A 17,783-nucleotide genomic window follows, 5' to 3' on the forward strand; every position below is an offset into this window, starting at 1 on the left:
TTCCCCCTATCCGCCCAGGATATCTTCAAGCTTCAGAATACCGATCAGCCGGTCGTCACGCTGGCCGATCCCCTGATAGACTCCCGCATGGGGGATGCCGGTTTGTCCGGTTGGAGGGTGAATCTCTCCATAGGTCGTAACCCGGTTCACCTTGTCGACAATCATGCCGACAAACTCCTCCTGGTAACGGACGACGATGATCCGGGTCGCCCTTGTGTACGGCTCATCGGGCATGCCAAGCAGATTCCTCAGGCTCATGACCGGAACGACTTTTCCTCTCAGATTGACGACTCCCTTCACCTCATGGCGGCTGAAAGGGATATCCGTAATGGCGAGCATCTTGATAATTTCATGAACGTCTTCAATGCGCATTGCGCAGGTCTCGGCGCCTACGGCAAGTTCAATATATTGGTCTTGCTGAAGCGAGGTCATAGCCATCCCTCCTCTAACGGATTTTAAATACAGCCGCAGCTGCGGCCAGATCCTGGGACAACTGGGCAAGCGATTGGCAGGTTGCTGCCGTCTCTTCCGATGCGGCCGCCGACTCTTCGCTTGAAGCGGCGATGGACTGTACGGCCTGCATGACTTCCGCCGCCTGGGCCGACTCTTCCTCGCAGGCTGCGGCGATTTCATTAACCTTGATCGACGAATCATTAACCATGCCGATAATCCGTTCGAACGCCTCTCCTGTCCGGGAGGACTGCTGCACGCTATCGGCGACCGCTTGTACGCTCTGCTTCGTATTATCCTGCATCGCCTTGATAATCGTCGTAATCTCCTTCGTTGCTTCTCCGCTTCGCTCAGCCAGCTTCCGCACCTCATCGGCCACAACGGCAAAGCCGCGCCCCTGCTCGCCTGCGCGCGCCGCTTCGATCGCCGCATTGAGCGCCAGCAGATTGGTCTGCTCGGCGATATCGTCGATCACTTCGATAATGTCGCCGATCTTCTGGGAGTCGCTCTCCAGCTGGGCCATTTTACCGTTGACTGCCTGCATTCCCATCAGCGAAGCCTCAACTACCTTGCCGCCCTCACGCGCCGTCGCCACCGTTTCATTGGACAGATCCGCTGCTTCTTCCGCGCTGTTGGCCACAGAGTCGATAGCAGTGGACAGCTCTTTGAACAGATGGGTAATATTCCCCGCCTCAGTGGACTGGCTGGTGCTTGTGCTGGCGATTTCCTCGGTGCTCGCCGAAATCTGCTGCGACGATGCGGCCACACTTTGCGAGTTCATCACGATGCCGTCAACCAGTCCTCTTAAATTGTCTACCATCCGGTTAACCGCCGAGGCCAGCTGCCCCGCTTCATCTTTGGTGGATATCGCTACCTGCTCGGTCAAATCGCCATCCGCCACTTTGCTCGCGACCCCGACCATCTGAAGCAGCGGCTTCGAAATGGATCTGGCGATCAAGGTGCCGATCAGAATGCTGAGAACGAGGGCGACAATGATGATGACCACAGTTACTGTGATGCCCGTTGAATAGTAATTTTGGGTTTCATCATTCGTTGCCGCTGCAATCTCGACATTCAGATCCGATAATTGATCCAACAGATTGGAAACTTTATCTGTCTGCGGTTTTAAAGACTCCGCTCTGAATTTAAGGAATGCTTCCGGACTCTTCTCTTTGGCAATCTGCACCCCTTGACTAAGAAGATCTTTATATATGGAGAATTCCGGGTCCAGGCTTTTCATAATTTCCTGTTCTTTCGCCGTGGCCGCCCGAGGCCGATACTGCTCGATGTTTTTCTCAATATCCTGAACGGTAGCGTTGAGCTCCTTCTCATAGTTCTCCCGATTCGACGCCGAAGTCGCGGTGCTCAAATCCCGGACCAGCACTCTCGCCTTCTGAAAAGAGGTTTGAGCTCCTCCTAGCGTACTCACTGAAATCAGGTTGTTGCTGTACAGCTCGATCGCATTCTTGTTCATGTTCCGCATCGTCAGACTCGAGTAGACCCCCAGCGCCGCCAACAGCAGCGCAACGATCAAAAATGCGGAAATGATCTTTGTTACCGTCTTCAAGTTACCAAACCACTTCATACACTTACTCCCCCCGTTTTACATGATCGCACCTGCATTTACACCTTAATTCCCACTCTGATCCCATTCCATGGGAACCAGGCATCTATAGTCCTTATCGACAATATTCGCCACACTTTGATATGTTTTTTTGCCATAATTATTAAAAAGCTTATATACAATCCCGGATATCGGACCTTTATGTTCATATTGATAGGTATATTAGCCTACTATTATTTTCTAACCATATGACTATTCATATAATACTTTGGTATTACCTATGCAAGACGGTGTTTTTGCGCAAAATAATATTTTTATTAAGAGAGTTGTGAGCCCAATCGGCGTTTCCAGCTGGAAATGAGCACAGCTCCAGATGGACTGACTGTTCCTTAGCAAGGTTCAAAATCGTCGAGTGCTTCGCCGCCGGCCATGATAAAATTTACTTGTCTCCGGGGACAATCAAGTGCAGGGCAGGTGGCTTATGTTTCACGATCTAACGCTCAAATCGGTGGTTTCCTACATTGAAACGCATATCAACGAAGCTCTGGATAGCAAAGTATTGGCAAAGGTCGCCGGGTATGATGAGGATTACTTCCGCCGCATCTTCAAGAACGGTACCGGGCAGAGCATTGCGCAATATGTCCGCTCCAGACGGCTGTCGGGTGCCGCATTCGCTCTACGCAACACCGGGCGAAGCGTTACGGAGATCGCGCTGGATTACGGCTTCGCTTCGCATGATGCGTTCACACGCGCGTTTCGAATCATGACAGGTCAAACCCCGACCGCCTTTCGTCAATCGGACGCTGTGGTGCGCGGCGTTGTGATTGTACCGGGCATGATGGCCCCTGTCATTGTCCAAAAGGAGAATGATGAAACAATGACGACGCAAGATACTTCATCTGGCGGCATCGTGTTATACGGTGTCCCCAAAGTCAGCTATTACAACGATCCGCCCGAGCTCACGCCTTTCATTTCCTCGCTCAGGGCCTGTCTGACCTATGCGGGACAATCCATTTCCTATGCACGCCTGCTGGCCGGGTCCGGCGCGGCTTTCCGCCTGATGTGGAATCGGGAAATGTGGGACGGGGGCAATGTTGATATCCTGGCAAGCCGTCACGACCCGATGGAACCCATACACTTGGCATTTGCCGCGGCGGGACGTACAGGCGTATTTCTCGAGAAAAAGGACGGCAACCAAAGCGAAATGGCCGCTTTGATCCGCCAGGAGATCAACGCCGGACGCCCCGTCATCGGATTCGGAATTATTGGTCCGCCGGAGGCCTGTGTCATTACAGGTTACCGGGATAACGGGGACGCTCTGCTCGGCTGGAATTTCTTCCAGGACTTCACCGAATGGAAAGGTTCGCTCGATACCGATCCATGCGGTTACTTTATCCGCCGCAGCTGGTATGAACACAGTGAGACTATTGGAGTTATGGCGGTCGGCGATGCCGGTCCTCTTCCGGACGAGAGATCGTTCCTGAAGAACACGCTTCGCCTTGCCGTCGAAATGATGGAAGCGCATGACGTGAATCAATATGCCGGAGGTCAATCGGCGTTTGACGAATGGGAACGCTCCTTGTTGGACGAAACCCAGTTCCCGAAAGACGCGCCGCTTCCGATGCTGATGGAGCGCCTGATGTGTCAGGGCGATGCGTTCACTATGGTGTCGGAGGGACGCGCGTATGCCAGTAGTTTCCTGGCAGAGGCGGCGGAGAGTTTCCCGGAGCTTAGCAGCGATCTTCGCGAAATTGCAGAGGTCTTTCATAATGAGCATCAGACCGCATGGAAGATGCAGAAATACCACGCTGATCTTTGTATGGGCGAGCCGCAGGCCAAAGCGCTGGCATTGCGGGACAACCGGGAGGCGATCGCCAGGCTCATCCGCATATGCAAGGAATTGGACTATCGGGCCCTCGGGCTAATCAAGGGCTTGCTTGAGAAGATGGGATAACCGGCAACAAGCCGCTGCGTGCGTACGCGGCGGCTTCGTTCACTTCCCGATTTGCGAACAAGAACTTAACTTGAAACCGTTCCAGCCAACGCCAGGAAGAGCGACAGATGCAAAAACGCAAAAAACGCCTGCTCTCCTTGAACAGACGTCCTCTGCATATCGGGGGCCCCCCAATGGAACCTCGCTTCTCCTACAGGCTCAGGACGAACCCGGTCTTGGTGCCCTTCTGAAAGCCGCAGCTCTCGTAGAACGTGTGGACGCCCTCCATTTTCGAACCCGTCAGCAGCATGACCTTATAGCAGTTCTGCCCCCTCGCATATTCAACCGCATAGTCCAGCGCCATCCGGCCATATCCCAGCTTGCGAAACCCGCTGTGTGTCACCACATTCTCGATCAAGCCGAAGGGTCTTGCGCCTCTGGTCAAGTTCAGGGCAACGAGCAGAACGCAGGAAGCGACCAGCATCCCGTCCCGCTCCACGACAATGATCTTCATGCCCGGATCGTTCATGATAACATCCCACTGCTCCTGCAGCGAGCCTGGTTCCAGATCGGGATCATCGGGATGAAGATGGCGGTACAGCTGAAGAAGCCCAGGGAGCTCCTGGCGGTTAATCAATCGAACTACAGCTTCGTCAGACATGATATGAAATACCTCCCGGGTTCGTTAATATCACAAATAGCGCTTCAGAATGGCGTCGTCCCAAATTTGCGCCTCGATGTACCGTTCCGGTCCCTGCTCGCCAGCCGGGTTCCATTCCTGCGGAAGCCCGAAGCGGCTGATCAGCCCCGGTATTTCATCGGTCGTATAGACCTGCCCCCTGTACTCCCTGCCGTCCTGGAAACGCATAGCCGGGAACAGATCGCCATAGGTGAAGCTGACAGTCCCCGGGGCAAAGTCATCCAGACTGATGGCAACTTCCCTCCCCTCCCTGTACCAGCTCTTCACCCAGAGGCATTCGCCGAGGGTCATGTAATGGGGATAAGGAAGAACGGGCCTGCCGCCCTTCCGGAGGAACAGCTCTCTTGCCCGCTGCTCCAGCTCCCGGCGGATTTCCATATAATCGTCCTGCCGGCGGCTGGCAAATACATCCCCGTTCGTCTTCAATTCGCGGGAGACCGCCCGGGCCTCTTCCCTGGAAAGACTGGAGAGATTGCGGAAGGGTCCCCTTTCCCGTTCGTAATAGTGATACAGGTTAATCTTCATCGCAAGGCCGCTCCACCGTACCGAATGTAATCTTCATATTGGGCGCGTAAGTTAACCAGGATTCCTCCGTGAACTCCCTGGAGAAGAGCATCTCTGCATCATACTGCCGGCGCGCCTCCTCATGACTTAAGCCCCGCGCGATCAGCTGTGTCACCGTTCGCTGGTAATCGCCGGGCTCCTGGCCCAGGCCCTCGATTTTGAGAGAGCGGAACAGTCTGCTCCGGCTCTCCGGGTCCATCCGCCGATCCAGAAAATTCACCTTGTCGCTCACCCGGCATTCCACTCGGCTTAACCCCAGCTCGCTGAGCAGAATCGGCAGCCGCAGCCCGATATTCCCGTCCTTGCCCGTCCGCTGCGCATCGTTCTCGTACAGGCGCTGGAGGATGCCGAGGCTCGCAATCTTGGACTGCGGAGTTCCTTCCAGCCCATAATTGGAGATGTTCCCGATCCAGTGGGGCTCGAAGCAGATCACCATCCCCTGGTTCACCACGCTGTCGACCATTCTCCCAAGGACATCCTCCACATCCGCCATATGAAGCAGAAAAGCGTGACAGACCGCAATATCGTACCGCCGCTTGGGCCGGATATCCTCAACGGAAGCTTCAATGAATTCGGTTTCATAATCAAGCTCTGCAAAAATCTCCCTGGCCTTGGCGATCAAATCCTTCCCTTTGTCGATCCCGGTATAGCGGGAGCCCTTCGGGAGCAGGGGGAGCAGCTTCAGCCCCAAGTAACCGTAGCCGCAGCCGTAATCGACCAGGCTGACCGGCCTTTCGATTCCCCAAACGCCTTTGACCAGAAATTCCAGATAATCATCGTTGTAATACAAACAGCGGGTGCTGTTCAGGTACTCGATCTGCTTATCCCAATAGTAGTCGGACATAGGCGCTCTCCTCTGCACTCGGATTACTTCATGATGAATTCAGGCAGCCGGCTGTACTGCCCTTCCTGTTCTTCGGCCGCGGCCGATTCCACCCTGCCGGCCCGGGCGGACAAGCGGCGGCCTTGAATTTCGTTCGGCATATCCGCCTTAAACCTTTAAGCGCTCGCCTTGCTCTCCCGGCTCTCCTGGCCCGGACTCGGCTATTCGCAGCCGGGGCCAGATTTCCAGCCAGTTCTTGCTCCGCACCCGCTCTTGGAAACATTCTTCGTCGTGGCAATACGGGCTTCTCCGGATGATCAGATTGAACAGATCATGCAGGCCATGCGGAGCGATGACATTGATTTTCTTATAACGATCCATACTGACGCCGACGGCGGTAGCCGTCTCCGGCCATCTCAGCATGGCGTCCTCCACCGACAGATAAGGCTCCGCCTGGTTCTTCAGGTGCATTCTTGCCTGATTTTTGCAGGACCAGTTGTATTCGGGCAAAAGCTCCTTTAAGGCTTGGTCGTAACGCTTCTCGGTGTCTTCGTTAAGATCGGCCGGGTCGTAGTACAGCACATCCACATCGCTCAGCGGCGTAGGGCTTGCATAACCGTGCAGGTAATCCCATACCCCGCCTCGGACATATCCTGCGGCGATGCACCAGTTCGGCAGATGCAGCTGCTGCACCACCCGCAGGTCCCGGATCAGATTGTAGTTGTACAATATTTTGATCAGTCTATTCTCCAGTCTGTTCTCCAGCATTTCTTGCTTTCACCAGCCTTGGAATGAATCCGCCTTGTTCAGGCTTCATCCGATTTTACTCCGCAAATACGCTTCATGCAGACCCTTTTGAACAAAATTGAATTTCTTTCCGGTTGCCTGCTGAACACGGTCAATGATCTGACCCAGATGATAACCGGTATGCTCGACCAGATGATAAATCTGGTGAATATGCTCCTCCTCCAGCAATCGTTCCCCGTCCATATACCGCGAGATCACGGCATCCCATTGCTGAAGCTGCTGCCCGAACTTCATAAGCAGCTCATCGGCGGTCTGTTCGCTGATAGGAAAATACTTCTCAAAATCCGGTTTCAGCTTCGGGTCCTTGCTCTCCAGACGAACGCAGTTCCTGGCGATATGCTCACATACATGCAGAGCGATACCGCCGATCGAATTGCCGCCCGGATACGGCTCCTGCCATAAATGCTCTTGACTCAAACCTTGCAGTGCTTCCTTCAGTTTAGGAAAATACAGATCGGTCATTCGATGAAGCGAGATTCTTAGGAACAAGGAGTCCATGCGTCGCCACCGCCTTTAATCATTTAACCATTTGAGCCATTTATTGTAAATAGCCTGATCCATATCCATATCATTATGCTTCCCCATCGACAGCACCAGCCCCAGCACATCGGCCAGCTCGGCTTCAAAATTGTCCCGCAGCTCGGTTTCGGTCTTTCCTCTGGCTCTGGATTTATGATTAAGCTCCAGGTAGCACTGCACCAGCTCTCCGAGCTCTTCCTGGATTTTTAGAAGGAACCATTCATTGCTTGGCTCTACATCAATTTTGCTGCAATAGCTTCGGGTTACACGGCTTACTTGTTCGGCTGCATCCTGCAGTTCCATGATCTCCTCCTGTAGCGTTATGTCTTAGCTCCCCTTCCATTTTACCGAATTCGGCGCGGGGACGCCTATAGAAGAAATTACAGAATTTCTCATAACCTTGGTAGGAGGATGCTACAATAGTTGTAGGTCATAAAGAAACGGAGCGTGAAGCCATGATCCCCGAAGGAAATCTGTATTCCAATGTCGAGCGATTCAAGGGTTTTCAAAAAGAATACGACCGGTACCGGCCGGAAGCGCCGCCGATAGTAGCCGAACTGCTGACAGGCTACCTGGGAGCAAGACCCGGCCTTGTCGTCGATCTCGGCTGCGGGACCGGCCTGTCTACCTTTCTGTGGACGGGAAGAGCCGACCGGATCATCGGGGTCGAGCCGGGGGACGACATGCGGAGCCGGGCGCTGGAGAAATGGGACGCCCTGGGCAAGCCGCAGCATATCTCGTTCATCCAGGGCTACTCCAACGCTCTGGAGCTTGGGGCGGAAGAGGCTGACATTATCACCTGCTCCCAATCCTTTCACTGGATGGAGCCGGTCAGCACCTTGAAGGAGGCGGCGCGGGTGCTGCGTACCGGCGGGGTCTTCGCCGCCTACGACTGCGACTGGCCGCCCGTGCTTGAGCCGGCTATCGAGAACATGTACAACGACCTGATCAGCAAGGCGGATACTGTAATCGAAGGCCGGGTGCCGCCTGAGAGCAGGGCCCTGAAACGCAACAAGGATGAGCATCTGAGCCGAATCCGCGAGAGCGGGGTCTTCAGCTTCTGCCGGGAGCTGGTCTTCCACAACATGGAGCGCTGCGACGCGGAGCGGTATGTCGGCCTTACGCTCAGCCAGGGCGGGATGCAGACCGTTCTCAGGCTGGGCGGCGGCGAGCTGGACGAAGACATCGCCTTGTACCGTCAGGCGGTGGAGCAGTATTTTGCGGGGCGGACGCTGGATACGATGTTCGCCTACCGGATGCGGCTCGGGATCAAATAAGCCTGCGGATAACCTGGACCATGAATGTACAGATGCCGGGAAGACACGGTTACAGCAGATAGGCAAGAGCATGAAAGACAAGAGCACGAGAAACAAGGGCGGCCTTGTCCTCGGCAAAAAAGAGGCTCATGGAGAAGCGGGGCAGTCCCCGGCATCTCTTGAGCCTCTTGATCTTTTGGCAGAAGCATCTTCAATCGTTATGCATCTTGAACTTCAGGAACAGCTCGTTGTAATGGGCGAGCATCTTCTTGCCGAGATTGTCGTAGACCTCCAGCTTGTCGGTGAGCTCCTTCGGCGGATAGAAGCGCTCATCTCCGGAAATATCCTCCGGCAGCAGCGCCAGCGCGTCCTTGTTCGGCGTAGAATAGCCGACATATTCGGCATTCTGCGCCGCCACCTCCGGCCGGAGCATGAAGTCGATGAACTTGTACGCCCCCTCTACATTGGCGGCGGTACGCGGAATGACAAGGTTATCGGCCCAGACGTTCGAGCCCTCTTTTGGCACCACATAATCCAGCTTGTCATTCTCGTCCATGATCTCCGAGGCGTCCCCGGACCAGACGACCCCGACGGCCGCTTCCTCGTTCGCGAGCAGCATCTTGATCTCGTCTCCGACAATCGCCTTGACGTTCGGCGACAGCTTGTTCAGCTTGGTCAGCGCCTCTTGCAGATGCTCTTCATTCCTGTCGTTCAAGGAATAGTGCAGACTGTTCAGCGCCATGCCCATGATCTCCCGCGCGCCATCCACGAGCATAATATTGTTCTTCAGCCGGCTGTCCCACAGATCATCCCAGCTGTCGAACTTGATCCCGTGCGTCAGCTCCGGGTTGTAAATAATGCCGACCGTGCCCCAGAAGTAGGGAACCGAGTACTTGTTGCCCTCATCGAACGACAGATTCATGAACCTGGAATCGATGTGGGACAGATTCGGCAGCTTGCTGTGATCGATCGGGAGCAGCAGATTCTCCTCTTTCATCTTGGCGATGGCATAATCCGAAGGGACCACCACGTCGAAATTCGTGCCCCCCTGCTCAATCTTCGTCAGCATCGCCTCATTGGAATCGAAGGTCTGGTAGATGACGGTAATGCCTGTCTCCTTCTGGAACTGCGTCAGCAGCTCCGGGTCGATATAGTCGCCCCAGTTGTAGATGGTCAGGGTGTTGCCGCCGGAATAGCCCTCGCTTTTGTTCATCCATGAGCCTAGATACATCAGGGCGAAAGCTGCGATCATAATCGCCAGAAAAGCGTTCACGAGCTGCTTCATCTCGGCACCCCCGCATCCGCCGCCGGCTCGGCCGGAGATTGCTTGGCCTTCTTCGTCGTCAGCACGTAATACACCGCCACAAGCAGCACCGTGAACAGGAAAATGAGCGTGGACAGCGCATTGATCGACAGCGATACGCCCTGGCGGGCCCGTGAATAAATTTCGACCGACAGCGTGGAATAGCCGTTGCCCGTTACGAAGAACGTCACCGCGAAGTCATCGAGCGAATAGGTCAGCGCCATGAAGAAGCCGCTGAAGATACCGGGTCTTATGACTGGCAGGATAACCTTGGTCAGCACATCGGTACTGGAGGCGCCGAGGTCCCGCGCGGCGTCAGCAAGGCTAGGACTCATCTCCTCCAGATGCGGCAGAATCATCAGAACCGCGATCGGCACGCTGAAGGCGATATGCGACAGCAGCACAGACGAGAAGCCGAGCTTCACACCCGCGATCGTGAACAAAATCAGGAACGAAGCGCCGATGATGACATCGGGGCTAACGATCAGCACGTTGTTCAGCGACAGCAGCGTATTCTTGGCTCTCCGGCTCCGGACCCGCTGAATGGCGAGCGCGCCGATCACGGCGATGACGGTCGCGATTGCCGACGACAGCAGCGCGATCACCAGCGTGTTGATGACGATGATGATCAGCCGGGTGTCCTGGAACACCTCGCGGTAGTATTCGAGCGTGAAGCCCTCGAATTTATGCATCGTCCCACCGCTGTTGAACGAGTAATACATCAAATAGAATATCGGTGCATACAGCACGACAAAGACAAGGACCAGATACAGATTGGACCAGCGGTTTCGCTTATTTTCCATGCCGCACCTCCTTCCGGCCGCCCAGCAACACCATCACCAGCGCCATGACGAAGATCAGGAACATCGCAACTGTAGAGCCCATGCCCCAATCCTGCGTCACCAGAAAATGCTGCTCGATCGCCGTGCCCAGCGTAATGACCCGGTTCCCCGCGATCAGGCGGGTGATCATGAACAGCGAAAGGGCCGGAATGAAGACCGCCATGCAGCCCGAACGGACGCCCGAGATCGTCAGGGGAAAGACCACCCGCCGGAAGGTTGTCCACCCCGAAGCGCCCAGATCACGCGCCGCCGCAAGCAGCGACGGATTGAGATCCTCCAGGGCGCTGAAGATCGGCAGAATCATGAACGGGATAAAAATATAGACCGAGACGAACACAAAGCTGAAGCCCGTGAACAGAATCTGCTGCGAGCCGATGCCCAGTACGTCCAAAATGCTGTTCACCGGTCCGAACGTGCCAAAGATGCCGATGAACGCATACGTCTTCAGCAGCAGGTTGATCCATGTCGGTAAAATAATGAGCAGCAGCCAGAGCTGCTTGTGCTTCGCTCTTGTCAGCAGCCAGGCGGCCGGGTAAGCCACCAGCAGCGAGAACGCCGTGATCAGAAAGGCATACCAGAACGAGCTGAGCGTCATCCGCAAATAGACCGGCGTGAAAAAGTCCGCGTAATTGGACAGTGTCAGGTTGCCCTCGATGTCGAAGAGCGAGTAGTACAGCACGAGCAGCACGGGCGCGACGACGAACAGCGCGATCCACAGATAATACGGGATAAGATAGAACGGCTTGCTCTTACTTGCCATGAGCTTCCACCTCGCCGTACGCTTCCAGCCGTCTGTCGAACTCCTCCTCCGTCTCGCCGAACCTCATGACATGGATCGCTTCCGGATCGAAATAGAGGCCGATCTCGCCGCCCACCTCCGCCTTGCGGGTAGAATGGACCAGCCATTCCTGGCCCGATTCGTCGTAGCAGCTGATCTCGTAATGCACGCCCCGGAACAGCTGGCTGTCCACCCGGACGCGGAGCTTGCCCTGATCGAGCGGCACAATCTCCAGATCCTCCGGCCGGATGACGATCTCGATCGGCTCATTCGGACGCAGACCGGCGTCCACGCACTCGAAGCGGCGGCCGTTGAACTCCGCCAAATAGTCTTCGATCATAACTCCCGGCACGATATTGGATTCACCGATAAAGTCGGCGACATAACGGTTGATCGGCTCATCGTAAATGTCGTTAGGCGTGCCGCTCTGCTCGATCCGTCCCTTGTTCATGACGAAGATCCAGTCCGACATCGCCAGCGCTTCCTCCTGGTCGTGGGTAACGAAGATGAAGGTGATCCCGAGACGCTGCTGCATCTCCCGCAAAATATACTGCATCTCGGTACGCAGCTTCAGATCGAGCGCAGACAGAGGCTCGTCCAGCAGCAGCACCTGCGGCTCGTTGACAATGGCCCGGGCAATCGCGACCCGCTGGCGCTGACCGCCGGACATTTCGCTTACCGACCGGTTCCCGTATCCGGCCAGGTTGACGAAGCGCAGCGCTTCCTGGACTTTCTGCTCGATAACCGGCTTCTTCAGCTTCTTGACGCGCAGACCGAACGCCACATTCTCGAACACGTTCAGGTGCGGGAACAGGGCATAATCCTGAAACACCGTGTTGACCTGACGCTCGTTGGCGGGAATGCGGTTCATGACCTTGCCTTCCATCGTTATGGTTCCCTCGGTCGGTTCGGCGAAGCCGGCGATCAGACGCAGAATTGTCGTCTTGCCGCAGCCTGACGGTCCGAGCAGCGTGTAGAATTTACCGCGTTCGATGTCGAAGCTGACGCCCTTGAGCACCGGCTCCTCATCCTCGTCGTAACGCTTCATAACATTCTGAAATGAAATAATGATAGATTCCTGAATGGCTATTTTTGTCAGCCCCCTTGCTTATGTATGAATTCGGTTAAGATTATCATACCCCGTTTTGACGGTTACGGCATCAATTCTTTCGCTTCAGCCGCTTGATGTTCGTAATGTTGTAATAAGTGCCTACTGAACCATAATTCCGGCGGTGCTATAATGAAAAGTGTCTGAAAACAGCGTAAACTTGCTAAAATTTTTGAAAAGAGATGAGTGTCATGCACGAGGGGCTGCAGGAGCGTCTTGAAAAGTACGGTTTTTCCTTATATATGATTCGGGTCACGCTTGCGGCTTCGATATCCTGGATGGTTGTGCACGCCATCTACGGCGGCGAGTTCTCCTACTTCGCTCCGCTGGCGGCAATCCTGATTACGCAGGGCAGCGTGAGGGCCTCTTTGGAAAAAGGCCTCTGCCGGCTGCTCGGCATCGTGCTTGGCGGAACCGTCAGCCTGCTGGTCGGGCATTTCATGAACGTTGGTCCGCTGTCCATCCTGCTGATTCTGCTGGTCGGGCTTGGAATCGCCACCGCCTGCAAGATCAACTTCCAGGCCATCACCCAGGTCGGCGTCACTTCCGTTCTGGCGATTACCTTTATCCAGGATCACTACGTGATGTACCGGGCATCCGAAACCTTGATCGGCGTCGTCATCGCGCTGGTCTTCAATATGATTATCGTTCCTCCGAAGAGCTTCGGCAGCGCAAGAGGAGCCGCGCTCGAAGGAAGTCTGCTGCTGGCGGACGGGCTGAACGGCATCGCGCCGGGGCGGGCTGAAGCCATGCAGGCGGAATTCCTCAAGCGGGCGGACGAACTGCTCAAGGCCAGCACACGCAAGCAGGCCGAGCTGCACTTCACCATTTGCCATCTGCCGAACCGCTATGAACTGAGCATGCTGAAGCAATCGACTTCCCATCTGAAGACGATGCACGGCTATGTGAAAGAAATTGCAACCGAAATTTCGCTGCTTCCGGCGCATTACGCCGCATCCGACTGGATGAAGGAGAATCTGCAAGCCACAGCAGACTGCATCGCCCTCTTCGGCGCCAAGGCCCTGTCAGCCGCCGACTGCGGCAGCGTGCTGCCGGAGAAGCTCCGGCTGGCACGGGAGCTGCAGCTGACCAGCTTCTCCGAGCTGCAGGGAAGCTGCTCGCTGACCGCCATTCGCGATCTCGGCGCCGTCTTCTCCCATCTGAACCGGCTGTTGAATGAAGTGGAGCGCGCCGACTACGACTTCTGCTCCGCCGCCCCGCAGCGGGCGCTGGCCCATGCGAACCGGGCTGTACGCTTCGCCAAGGATAAACGCCTTACGGCGTCCTCCAGACGCCATGCGTTTACCGAGAAATAGAAGACCTGTTGTAAGCAACAACTTATAAAGTCTTATATTTCAAAAAGGGACTCTCCCACAAGCTTTAAGCTTGGGAGCGTCCCTTTTTTATGCGCTGATTATCCTGTAAGCTTCTGTTCCTCCCGCCGGCTTCTCTCCCGTTATTCCCCGTAGACTGGACGTTCCAGATCGAAGATGCGGCCGATCAGACTGTATGAGTTTCCCGCCAGCCGGCTGACCGGCTTCAGGCCCGCGATGTCGATCCGGCCGTTGTGAATGAGATCGTCCCGTACGTAGAAGCTCAGCGCCTCGCCTACGAACAGGTCAAAGTGGCCAAGATCCGCATGGTGAACGAGGCGGCACTCTATCGCGACCGGACTTTCCGCAACGCGGGGAACGGCCACGATCTCCGACGGAACAGCCGTCAGGCCCGCCAGTTCCAGCTCGCTCACGCCTTCCGGAGCGTTGATCGACGTATGATTGATCGCCTCGATGTTGTCTTCATCCGTGATGTGCACCACAAACTCTTCGCTGCGCAGAATGTTGCGCGCCGTGTCCTTCAGCGTTCCGTCCGCATGCTTGCCGCACGAGAACATGATCATCGGCGGATTATCGTTCACGATGTTGAAGAAGCTGAAGGGCGCCGCATTGACGACTCCATCCGCATCAATGGAAGTGACGAACGCGATCGGCCGCGGCACGACGCTGCCGATCAGGATTTTGTAATTGTCATGAATACTCTGCCCGCTTACCGGAATAATCATGGTTATCCTCCTTCGAGAACGCCACCTCTATGAGCCGGTCCGTTCTTGGCCGTACATTAACCAGCACTATACTGATTACGACCAGCAGCAGACCCGCCACCAGATTCAGCGTTATCTGTTCATTTAGGAAGAGGACGCTTGAGCCGATGGAAACAAGCGGAATCAGGAAAGTGTAGGACCCCACCTTGCTCGCTTCGCCCTCATTGATTAGCTTAAAGTATACCAGCCAACCAAGAGCAATCACAAATACGGCAATAAACAACGTCTCGGAGATAAATGCGGCGTTCCAGGTAATCGCCCCCCAAGATTCGGTCGCACTTCCAGCCGCCAGCAAAATGACGCCGCCAATCGTTATCTGCATGGCCGTCATCCACAGAATGTCAACTCTTGCGGCGTTCCGCTTGATATAGATCGTCCCGAGCGCCCAGCACAGCGCGCTGAGCAGCGCCAGCACAATGCCAATCGGGGAGATGCTGCCCGAGAATCCGCCGGCGCTTAAAGCAGCCACACCGAGGAAGCCGATCACCAGGCCCGCGATTTTGCGTCCATACATGGACTCGCCAAGCCACAGCCAGGAGAACACCCCGAGCAGCACCGGCTGCAGAAAGACGATGGCCGAGAACAGCCCTGGCGCCACATACTGCAGGCCGATGGTTTGGAAGCCATAATAGAACACAATGCTGAGCAGAGCCGACATCAGATATATAGGCCACAGCTGCCTGAGCCTTAGAAGCCTCGCCTTTGGCAAAGCGATCAGAATTAGCAGCACTCCTCCGATGACGGTACGGATGCCGGAGAAAAGCAGCGGGGGCGCATAGGCAAGCGCCGCTTTTGATAATGGCCAATTGATGCCCCAGACTAGAATCAGGAACATCAGCAGCAGAAAAGTCGTTTTGGAGCGGGACATGTAAGGCCCTCCTTGTATGATGATCTGTTAAGATGATACAATAACTGCAGTCATAAATAAAATGAATATTACTCATGAGGAGCATACCAAAACTGATATGAACAAAGCGCAAATGGAGCTGTTCGTCAAAATCGCCGAAAGCGGAAGCTTCACCCGGGCTGGCCAGGAGCTGAACATGACCCAGCCTGCCGTAAGCCGGGCCATCTCCACCCTGGAAGCCGAGCTGGATGTCACGCTGCTGATTCGCGACCGGCGCGGCATCTCGCTGACCGAAATCGGGAAGCGGATTCTCGTGATCTTCCGGGATATTCTCAAAGGCTATGACCTTGTCGATCAGGAAATCGCTGCGGAAAAAGGGCTGGAGAAAGGCCTCATCTCCGTGGGGGCTTTTCCGGCGGCGGCGGCCTATTTCATTCCGCCCATCATTGGCGCCATCACCCGCAAATATCCGGGCCTGGATTTCCGGCTTCATGAAGGCTCGATTGCGGAGATCAAGGAGTGGCTGGAGAACGGAGTCATCGACGTCGGCATCCTCATTCCGCCGTTTGACGGCTTCAAGACCTATCCCCTGTTCACGGAGAAGCTCTATGCGGTGCTGCCGGACAACCATCCGCTTGCGGCAAAGCCCGTCGTTCGGGCCAAAGAGCTGGCGGATGAGACGATGCTCATCTGCAGGTCGGGCTACGAGCCGCCGGTCGTCGATCTGTTTCGCCGGGCGGATGCGGACCTGTCTGCCAAGTATATCATCGGCAACTATCACACAGGGCTGAACATGGTCAAGGAAGGCCTTGCCTGCGCAGTCATGTCCCGGCTGTCCCTGCTGGCTCCGCCGGAGGGCGTCGCCATCCGGGAGCTTGATCCGCCCGCTACCCGCGACATCGTTCTTGCGGTAAGCCCAGCCGGAAGCGCATCGCTTGCGGTCCGGCTGTTTCTGGACACGGCGACTGGAATGTTCAGCGAGGCCGGGAACGAGCCTGTTGGGACAACCGGCGTACAGTAAGCCGTAAGCCCAGGCGCATCCACTCCGCCTTATACTTGAAGCGGGACCGGAAAGTCACACATGCAACCGACACTAAAGGAGCGAACATTGTTGAAATACCAACGACTAGGCAATAGCGGACTACAGGTATCACAGCTTGGACTCGGCACCAACGCCTTCGGCAAGCGGGCGGATCAGGCGGCCTCCACGGCCGTGCTGCACACCGCGCTTGACCGCGGCATCAACTTCATCGACACGGCCAACATCTACGCCGGCACCGAATCGGAGCGGATTATCGGCGAAGCGCTGGCCGGCCGGCGGCATGAGGCCGTGCTGGCCACCAAGGCCGGGCTTGTGCGCAGCCCCGGGCCCGGCGGCAGCGGCTCCTCGCGCTTCCACCTTATGCGCGAGCTCGAGGACAGCCTCCGGCGGCTGAAGACGGATTATGTGGATCTGTACCAGATCCACACCTTCGATCCAAACACGCCGCTAGAGGAGACACTGCGCACGCTGGACGACATGGTGTCGTCCGGCAAGGTGCGCTATATCGGCGCCTCCAATTACGCCGCCTGGGAGCTTATGAAGGCGCTCGGCATCAGCGAGCGCCTGGGGCTGACGCGCTACGTCTCGCTTCAGTGCAGCTACTCCCTCGCCGACCGGACGCCTGAGCGCGAGTATACGCCGCTCTGCCTTGACCAGGGCGTCGGCATCATCCCCTACTTCCCGCTCGCCGGAGGCATTCTGACCGGCAAGTACAGCGGCGGCGGGGGCGCTCCGGCCGGTTCCAGGGCCGATACCGACCCGAACTTCGCCCGGTTCCTGACACCGGAGCGGATTGCGCTCGGCGAAGAGACGAGCCGTCTTGCCGCCGGGCTTGGCACGACGCCGGCCTCGCTCTCGCTGGCCTGGCTGATGAACCGTCCGGCTGTCTCGACAGTCATTGTCGGCGCGACGCGCGCCGGGCAGCTGGAGGACAGCCTGGAGAGCATTGCTCTCGAGCTAAGCGCCGAGATCATGGAGCGGCTGGACGAGATCAGCCGCCCGTTTGTAGGCGGCGAGCCTTTTGCCGTGTACCGGCTGCCGCAGGACTAACGGCGATAATCTTTCACACAAAAAGGAACGCTGCGCAGTTATGCTGTCAGCGTTCCTTTTTTTAAACTCCAAATGGCTCCGGGCAGTGCCCTGGTTACC

19 protein-coding genes are annotated in these 17,783 nt (G+C 56.1%); 5 read left to right on the forward strand and 14 right to left on the reverse strand.

Annotated features, from left to right (window positions below; translation table 11 throughout):
- Nucleotides 1-6 precede the first annotated feature (6 nt).
- Nucleotides 7-432 (reverse strand): chemotaxis protein CheW, encoded by a 426-nt coding sequence (locus tag PSTEL_RS24895; RefSeq protein ID WP_038699541.1) that lies wholly within the window; start codon nucleotides 430-432, stop codon nucleotides 7-9.
- Between the two features lie 13 nt (nucleotides 433-445).
- Nucleotides 446-2,035: a methyl-accepting chemotaxis protein gene (locus tag PSTEL_RS24900; RefSeq protein ID WP_038699543.1), complete on the reverse strand. Its 1,590-nt coding sequence runs from the start codon at nucleotides 2,033-2,035 to the stop codon at nucleotides 446-448.
- 460 nt (nucleotides 2,036-2,495) lie between these two features.
- Here PSTEL_RS24900 and PSTEL_RS26555 point away from each other — a divergent pair, with 460 nt between their 5' ends.
- Nucleotides 2,496-3,968 carry a helix-turn-helix domain-containing protein gene (locus PSTEL_RS26555; protein ID WP_052098994.1) on the forward strand — a complete coding sequence of 491 codons (1,473 nt, stop codon included), beginning with the start codon at nucleotides 2,496-2,498 and terminating at the stop codon, nucleotides 3,966-3,968.
- Nucleotides 3,969-4,158: 190 nt separating this feature from the next.
- Here PSTEL_RS26555 and PSTEL_RS24910 read toward each other — a convergent pair whose 3' ends face one another.
- The 6 genes from PSTEL_RS24910 to PSTEL_RS24935 all read right to left on the reverse strand — a co-directional run bounded on the left by PSTEL_RS24910 (nucleotide 4,159) and on the right by PSTEL_RS24935 (nucleotide 7,663).
- Nucleotides 4,159-4,608 carry a GNAT family N-acetyltransferase gene (locus PSTEL_RS24910; RefSeq protein ID WP_038699545.1) on the reverse strand — a complete coding sequence of 150 codons (450 nt, stop codon included), beginning with the start codon at nucleotides 4,606-4,608 and terminating at the stop codon, nucleotides 4,159-4,161.
- A gap of 30 nt (nucleotides 4,609-4,638) precedes the next feature.
- Nucleotides 4,639-5,172, reverse strand: coding sequence for a hypothetical protein (locus PSTEL_RS24915; protein ID WP_038699547.1), 534 nt, complete (start codon nucleotides 5,170-5,172; stop codon nucleotides 4,639-4,641).
- Nucleotides 5,162-6,055 (reverse strand): methyltransferase, encoded by an 894-nt coding sequence (locus PSTEL_RS24920; protein ID WP_038699549.1) that lies wholly within the window; start codon nucleotides 6,053-6,055, stop codon nucleotides 5,162-5,164. Before PSTEL_RS24920 ends, PSTEL_RS24915 begins: the two co-directional genes overlap by 11 nt.
- A 147-nt stretch (nucleotides 6,056-6,202) precedes the next feature.
- Complete coding sequence (locus PSTEL_RS24925) at nucleotides 6,203-6,802, reverse strand: nucleotidyltransferase family protein (RefSeq protein WP_052098998.1); 600 nt, start codon at nucleotides 6,800-6,802, stop codon at nucleotides 6,203-6,205.
- A gap of 45 nt (nucleotides 6,803-6,847) precedes the next feature.
- Complete coding sequence (locus tag PSTEL_RS24930) at nucleotides 6,848-7,339, reverse strand: DinB family protein (RefSeq protein WP_038699551.1); 492 nt, start codon at nucleotides 7,337-7,339, stop codon at nucleotides 6,848-6,850.
- A 15-nt stretch (nucleotides 7,340-7,354) separates the two neighbouring features.
- Nucleotides 7,355-7,663: a nucleoside triphosphate pyrophosphohydrolase family protein gene (locus PSTEL_RS24935; RefSeq protein WP_038699553.1), complete on the reverse strand. Its 309-nt coding sequence runs from the start codon at nucleotides 7,661-7,663 to the stop codon at nucleotides 7,355-7,357.
- A gap of 152 nt (nucleotides 7,664-7,815) precedes the next feature.
- Here PSTEL_RS24935 and PSTEL_RS24940 point away from each other — a divergent pair, with 152 nt between their 5' ends.
- Entirely contained in the window at nucleotides 7,816-8,637 is an 822-nt protein-coding gene (locus tag PSTEL_RS24940; RefSeq protein ID WP_038699555.1) for a class I SAM-dependent methyltransferase, read from the forward strand.
- Between the two features lie 190 nt (nucleotides 8,638-8,827).
- On the opposite strand, the gene PSTEL_RS24945 is transcribed toward PSTEL_RS24940, so the two are convergent.
- From PSTEL_RS24945 to PSTEL_RS24960, 4 genes are read right to left on the reverse strand one after another with little or no spacing between them, the layout of a single operon-like run.
- A complete protein-coding gene (locus tag PSTEL_RS24945; RefSeq protein WP_038699557.1) occupies nucleotides 8,828-9,901 on the reverse strand; it encodes an ABC transporter substrate-binding protein in 1,074 nt (357 codons plus the stop codon).
- Nucleotides 9,898-10,722 (reverse strand): ABC transporter permease, encoded by an 825-nt coding sequence (locus tag PSTEL_RS24950; RefSeq protein ID WP_038699559.1) that lies wholly within the window; start codon nucleotides 10,720-10,722, stop codon nucleotides 9,898-9,900. The genes PSTEL_RS24945 and PSTEL_RS24950 overlap by 4 nt, the downstream gene beginning before the upstream one ends.
- Complete coding sequence (locus PSTEL_RS24955) at nucleotides 10,712-11,521, reverse strand: ABC transporter permease (RefSeq protein ID WP_038699561.1); 810 nt, start codon at nucleotides 11,519-11,521, stop codon at nucleotides 10,712-10,714. Before PSTEL_RS24955 ends, PSTEL_RS24950 begins: the two co-directional genes overlap by 11 nt.
- On the reverse strand, nucleotides 11,511-12,623 hold the full coding sequence (locus PSTEL_RS24960) for an ABC transporter ATP-binding protein (protein WP_038699563.1): 1,113 nt from the start codon (nucleotides 12,621-12,623) through the stop codon (nucleotides 11,511-11,513). The genes PSTEL_RS24955 and PSTEL_RS24960 overlap by 11 nt, the downstream gene beginning before the upstream one ends.
- A 206-nt stretch (nucleotides 12,624-12,829) precedes the next feature.
- Here PSTEL_RS24960 and PSTEL_RS26560 point away from each other — a divergent pair, with 206 nt between their 5' ends.
- Nucleotides 12,830-13,963 (forward strand): FUSC family protein, encoded by a 1,134-nt coding sequence (locus PSTEL_RS26560; RefSeq protein WP_084065320.1) that lies wholly within the window; start codon nucleotides 12,830-12,832, stop codon nucleotides 13,961-13,963.
- 140 nt (nucleotides 13,964-14,103) lie between these two features.
- Here the strand turns inward: PSTEL_RS26560 and PSTEL_RS24970 are convergent, their stop codons facing one another.
- Both PSTEL_RS24970 and PSTEL_RS24975 read right to left on the reverse strand, forming a co-directional pair.
- The gene (locus tag PSTEL_RS24970; RefSeq protein ID WP_038699565.1) at nucleotides 14,104-14,706 is read right to left on the reverse strand and encodes a flavin reductase family protein; all 603 of its coding nucleotides are present in this window, start codon (nucleotides 14,704-14,706) and stop codon (nucleotides 14,104-14,106) included.
- Nucleotides 14,672-15,613, reverse strand: coding sequence for a DMT family transporter (locus PSTEL_RS24975; protein WP_052099006.1), 942 nt, complete (start codon nucleotides 15,611-15,613; stop codon nucleotides 14,672-14,674). The genes PSTEL_RS24970 and PSTEL_RS24975 overlap by 35 nt, the downstream gene beginning before the upstream one ends.
- A gap of 97 nt (nucleotides 15,614-15,710) precedes the next feature.
- Between PSTEL_RS24975 and PSTEL_RS24980 the strand changes: the two genes are divergently transcribed.
- Together PSTEL_RS24980 and PSTEL_RS24985 are read left to right on the forward strand one after the other, a co-directional pair.
- Nucleotides 15,711-16,613, forward strand: coding sequence for a LysR family transcriptional regulator (locus tag PSTEL_RS24980; RefSeq protein ID WP_038699567.1), 903 nt, complete (start codon nucleotides 15,711-15,713; stop codon nucleotides 16,611-16,613).
- A gap of 90 nt (nucleotides 16,614-16,703) precedes the next feature.
- On the forward strand, nucleotides 16,704-17,684 hold the full coding sequence (locus PSTEL_RS24985; RefSeq protein WP_038699569.1) for an aldo/keto reductase: 981 nt from the start codon (nucleotides 16,704-16,706) through the stop codon (nucleotides 17,682-17,684).
- Nucleotides 17,685-17,783: the final 99 nt, after the last annotated feature.

Origin of the sequence: Paenibacillus stellifer (assembly GCF_000758685.1) — a bacterium.
Classification (GTDB): Bacteria; Bacillota; Bacilli; order Paenibacillales; family Paenibacillaceae; genus Paenibacillus_AQ; species Paenibacillus_AQ stellifer.

Bases quoted from the DNA above. Each gene is read 5' to 3' on its own strand.
- PSTEL_RS24910 (WP_038699545.1), bottom strand. From the start codon at position 4,608: ATGTCTGACGAAGCTGTAGTTCGATTGATTAACCGCCAGGAGCTCCCT.
- PSTEL_RS24955 (WP_038699561.1), bottom strand. From the start codon at position 11,521: ATGGCAAGTAAGAGCAAGCCGTTCTATCTTATCCCGTATTATCTGTGG.
- PSTEL_RS24950 (WP_038699559.1), bottom strand. From the start codon at position 10,722: ATGGAAAATAAGCGAAACCGCTGGTCCAATCTGTATCTGGTCCTTGTC.
- PSTEL_RS24980 (WP_038699567.1), top strand. From the start codon at position 15,711: ATGAACAAAGCGCAAATGGAGCTGTTCGTCAAAATCGCCGAAAGCGGA.
- PSTEL_RS24915 (WP_038699547.1), bottom strand. From the start codon at position 5,172: ATGAAGATTAACCTGTATCACTATTACGAACGGGAAAGGGGACCCTTC.
- PSTEL_RS24945 (WP_038699557.1), bottom strand. From the start codon at position 9,901: ATGAAGCAGCTCGTGAACGCTTTTCTGGCGATTATGATCGCAGCTTTC.
- PSTEL_RS24940 (WP_038699555.1), top strand. From the start codon at position 7,816: ATGATCCCCGAAGGAAATCTGTATTCCAATGTCGAGCGATTCAAGGGT.
- PSTEL_RS24920 (WP_038699549.1), bottom strand. From the start codon at position 6,055: ATGTCCGACTACTATTGGGATAAGCAGATCGAGTACCTGAACAGCACC.
- PSTEL_RS24930 (WP_038699551.1), bottom strand. From the start codon at position 7,339: ATGGACTCCTTGTTCCTAAGAATCTCGCTTCATCGAATGACCGATCTG.
- PSTEL_RS24895 (WP_038699541.1), bottom strand. From the start codon at position 432: ATGACCTCGCTTCAGCAAGACCAATATATTGAACTTGCCGTAGGCGCC.
- PSTEL_RS24970 (WP_038699565.1), bottom strand. From the start codon at position 14,706: ATGATTATTCCGGTAAGCGGGCAGAGTATTCATGACAATTACAAAATC.
- PSTEL_RS26560 (WP_084065320.1), top strand. From the start codon at position 12,830: ATGAGTGTCATGCACGAGGGGCTGCAGGAGCGTCTTGAAAAGTACGGT.
- PSTEL_RS24900 (WP_038699543.1), bottom strand. From the start codon at position 2,035: ATGAAGTGGTTTGGTAACTTGAAGACGGTAACAAAGATCATTTCCGCA.
- PSTEL_RS24975 (WP_052099006.1), bottom strand. From the start codon at position 15,613: ATGTCCCGCTCCAAAACGACTTTTCTGCTGCTGATGTTCCTGATTCTA.
- PSTEL_RS26555 (WP_052098994.1), top strand. From the start codon at position 2,496: ATGTTTCACGATCTAACGCTCAAATCGGTGGTTTCCTACATTGAAACG.
- PSTEL_RS24935 (WP_038699553.1), bottom strand. From the start codon at position 7,663: ATGGAACTGCAGGATGCAGCCGAACAAGTAAGCCGTGTAACCCGAAGC.
- PSTEL_RS24925 (WP_052098998.1), bottom strand. From the start codon at position 6,802: ATGCTGGAGAACAGACTGGAGAATAGACTGATCAAAATATTGTACAAC.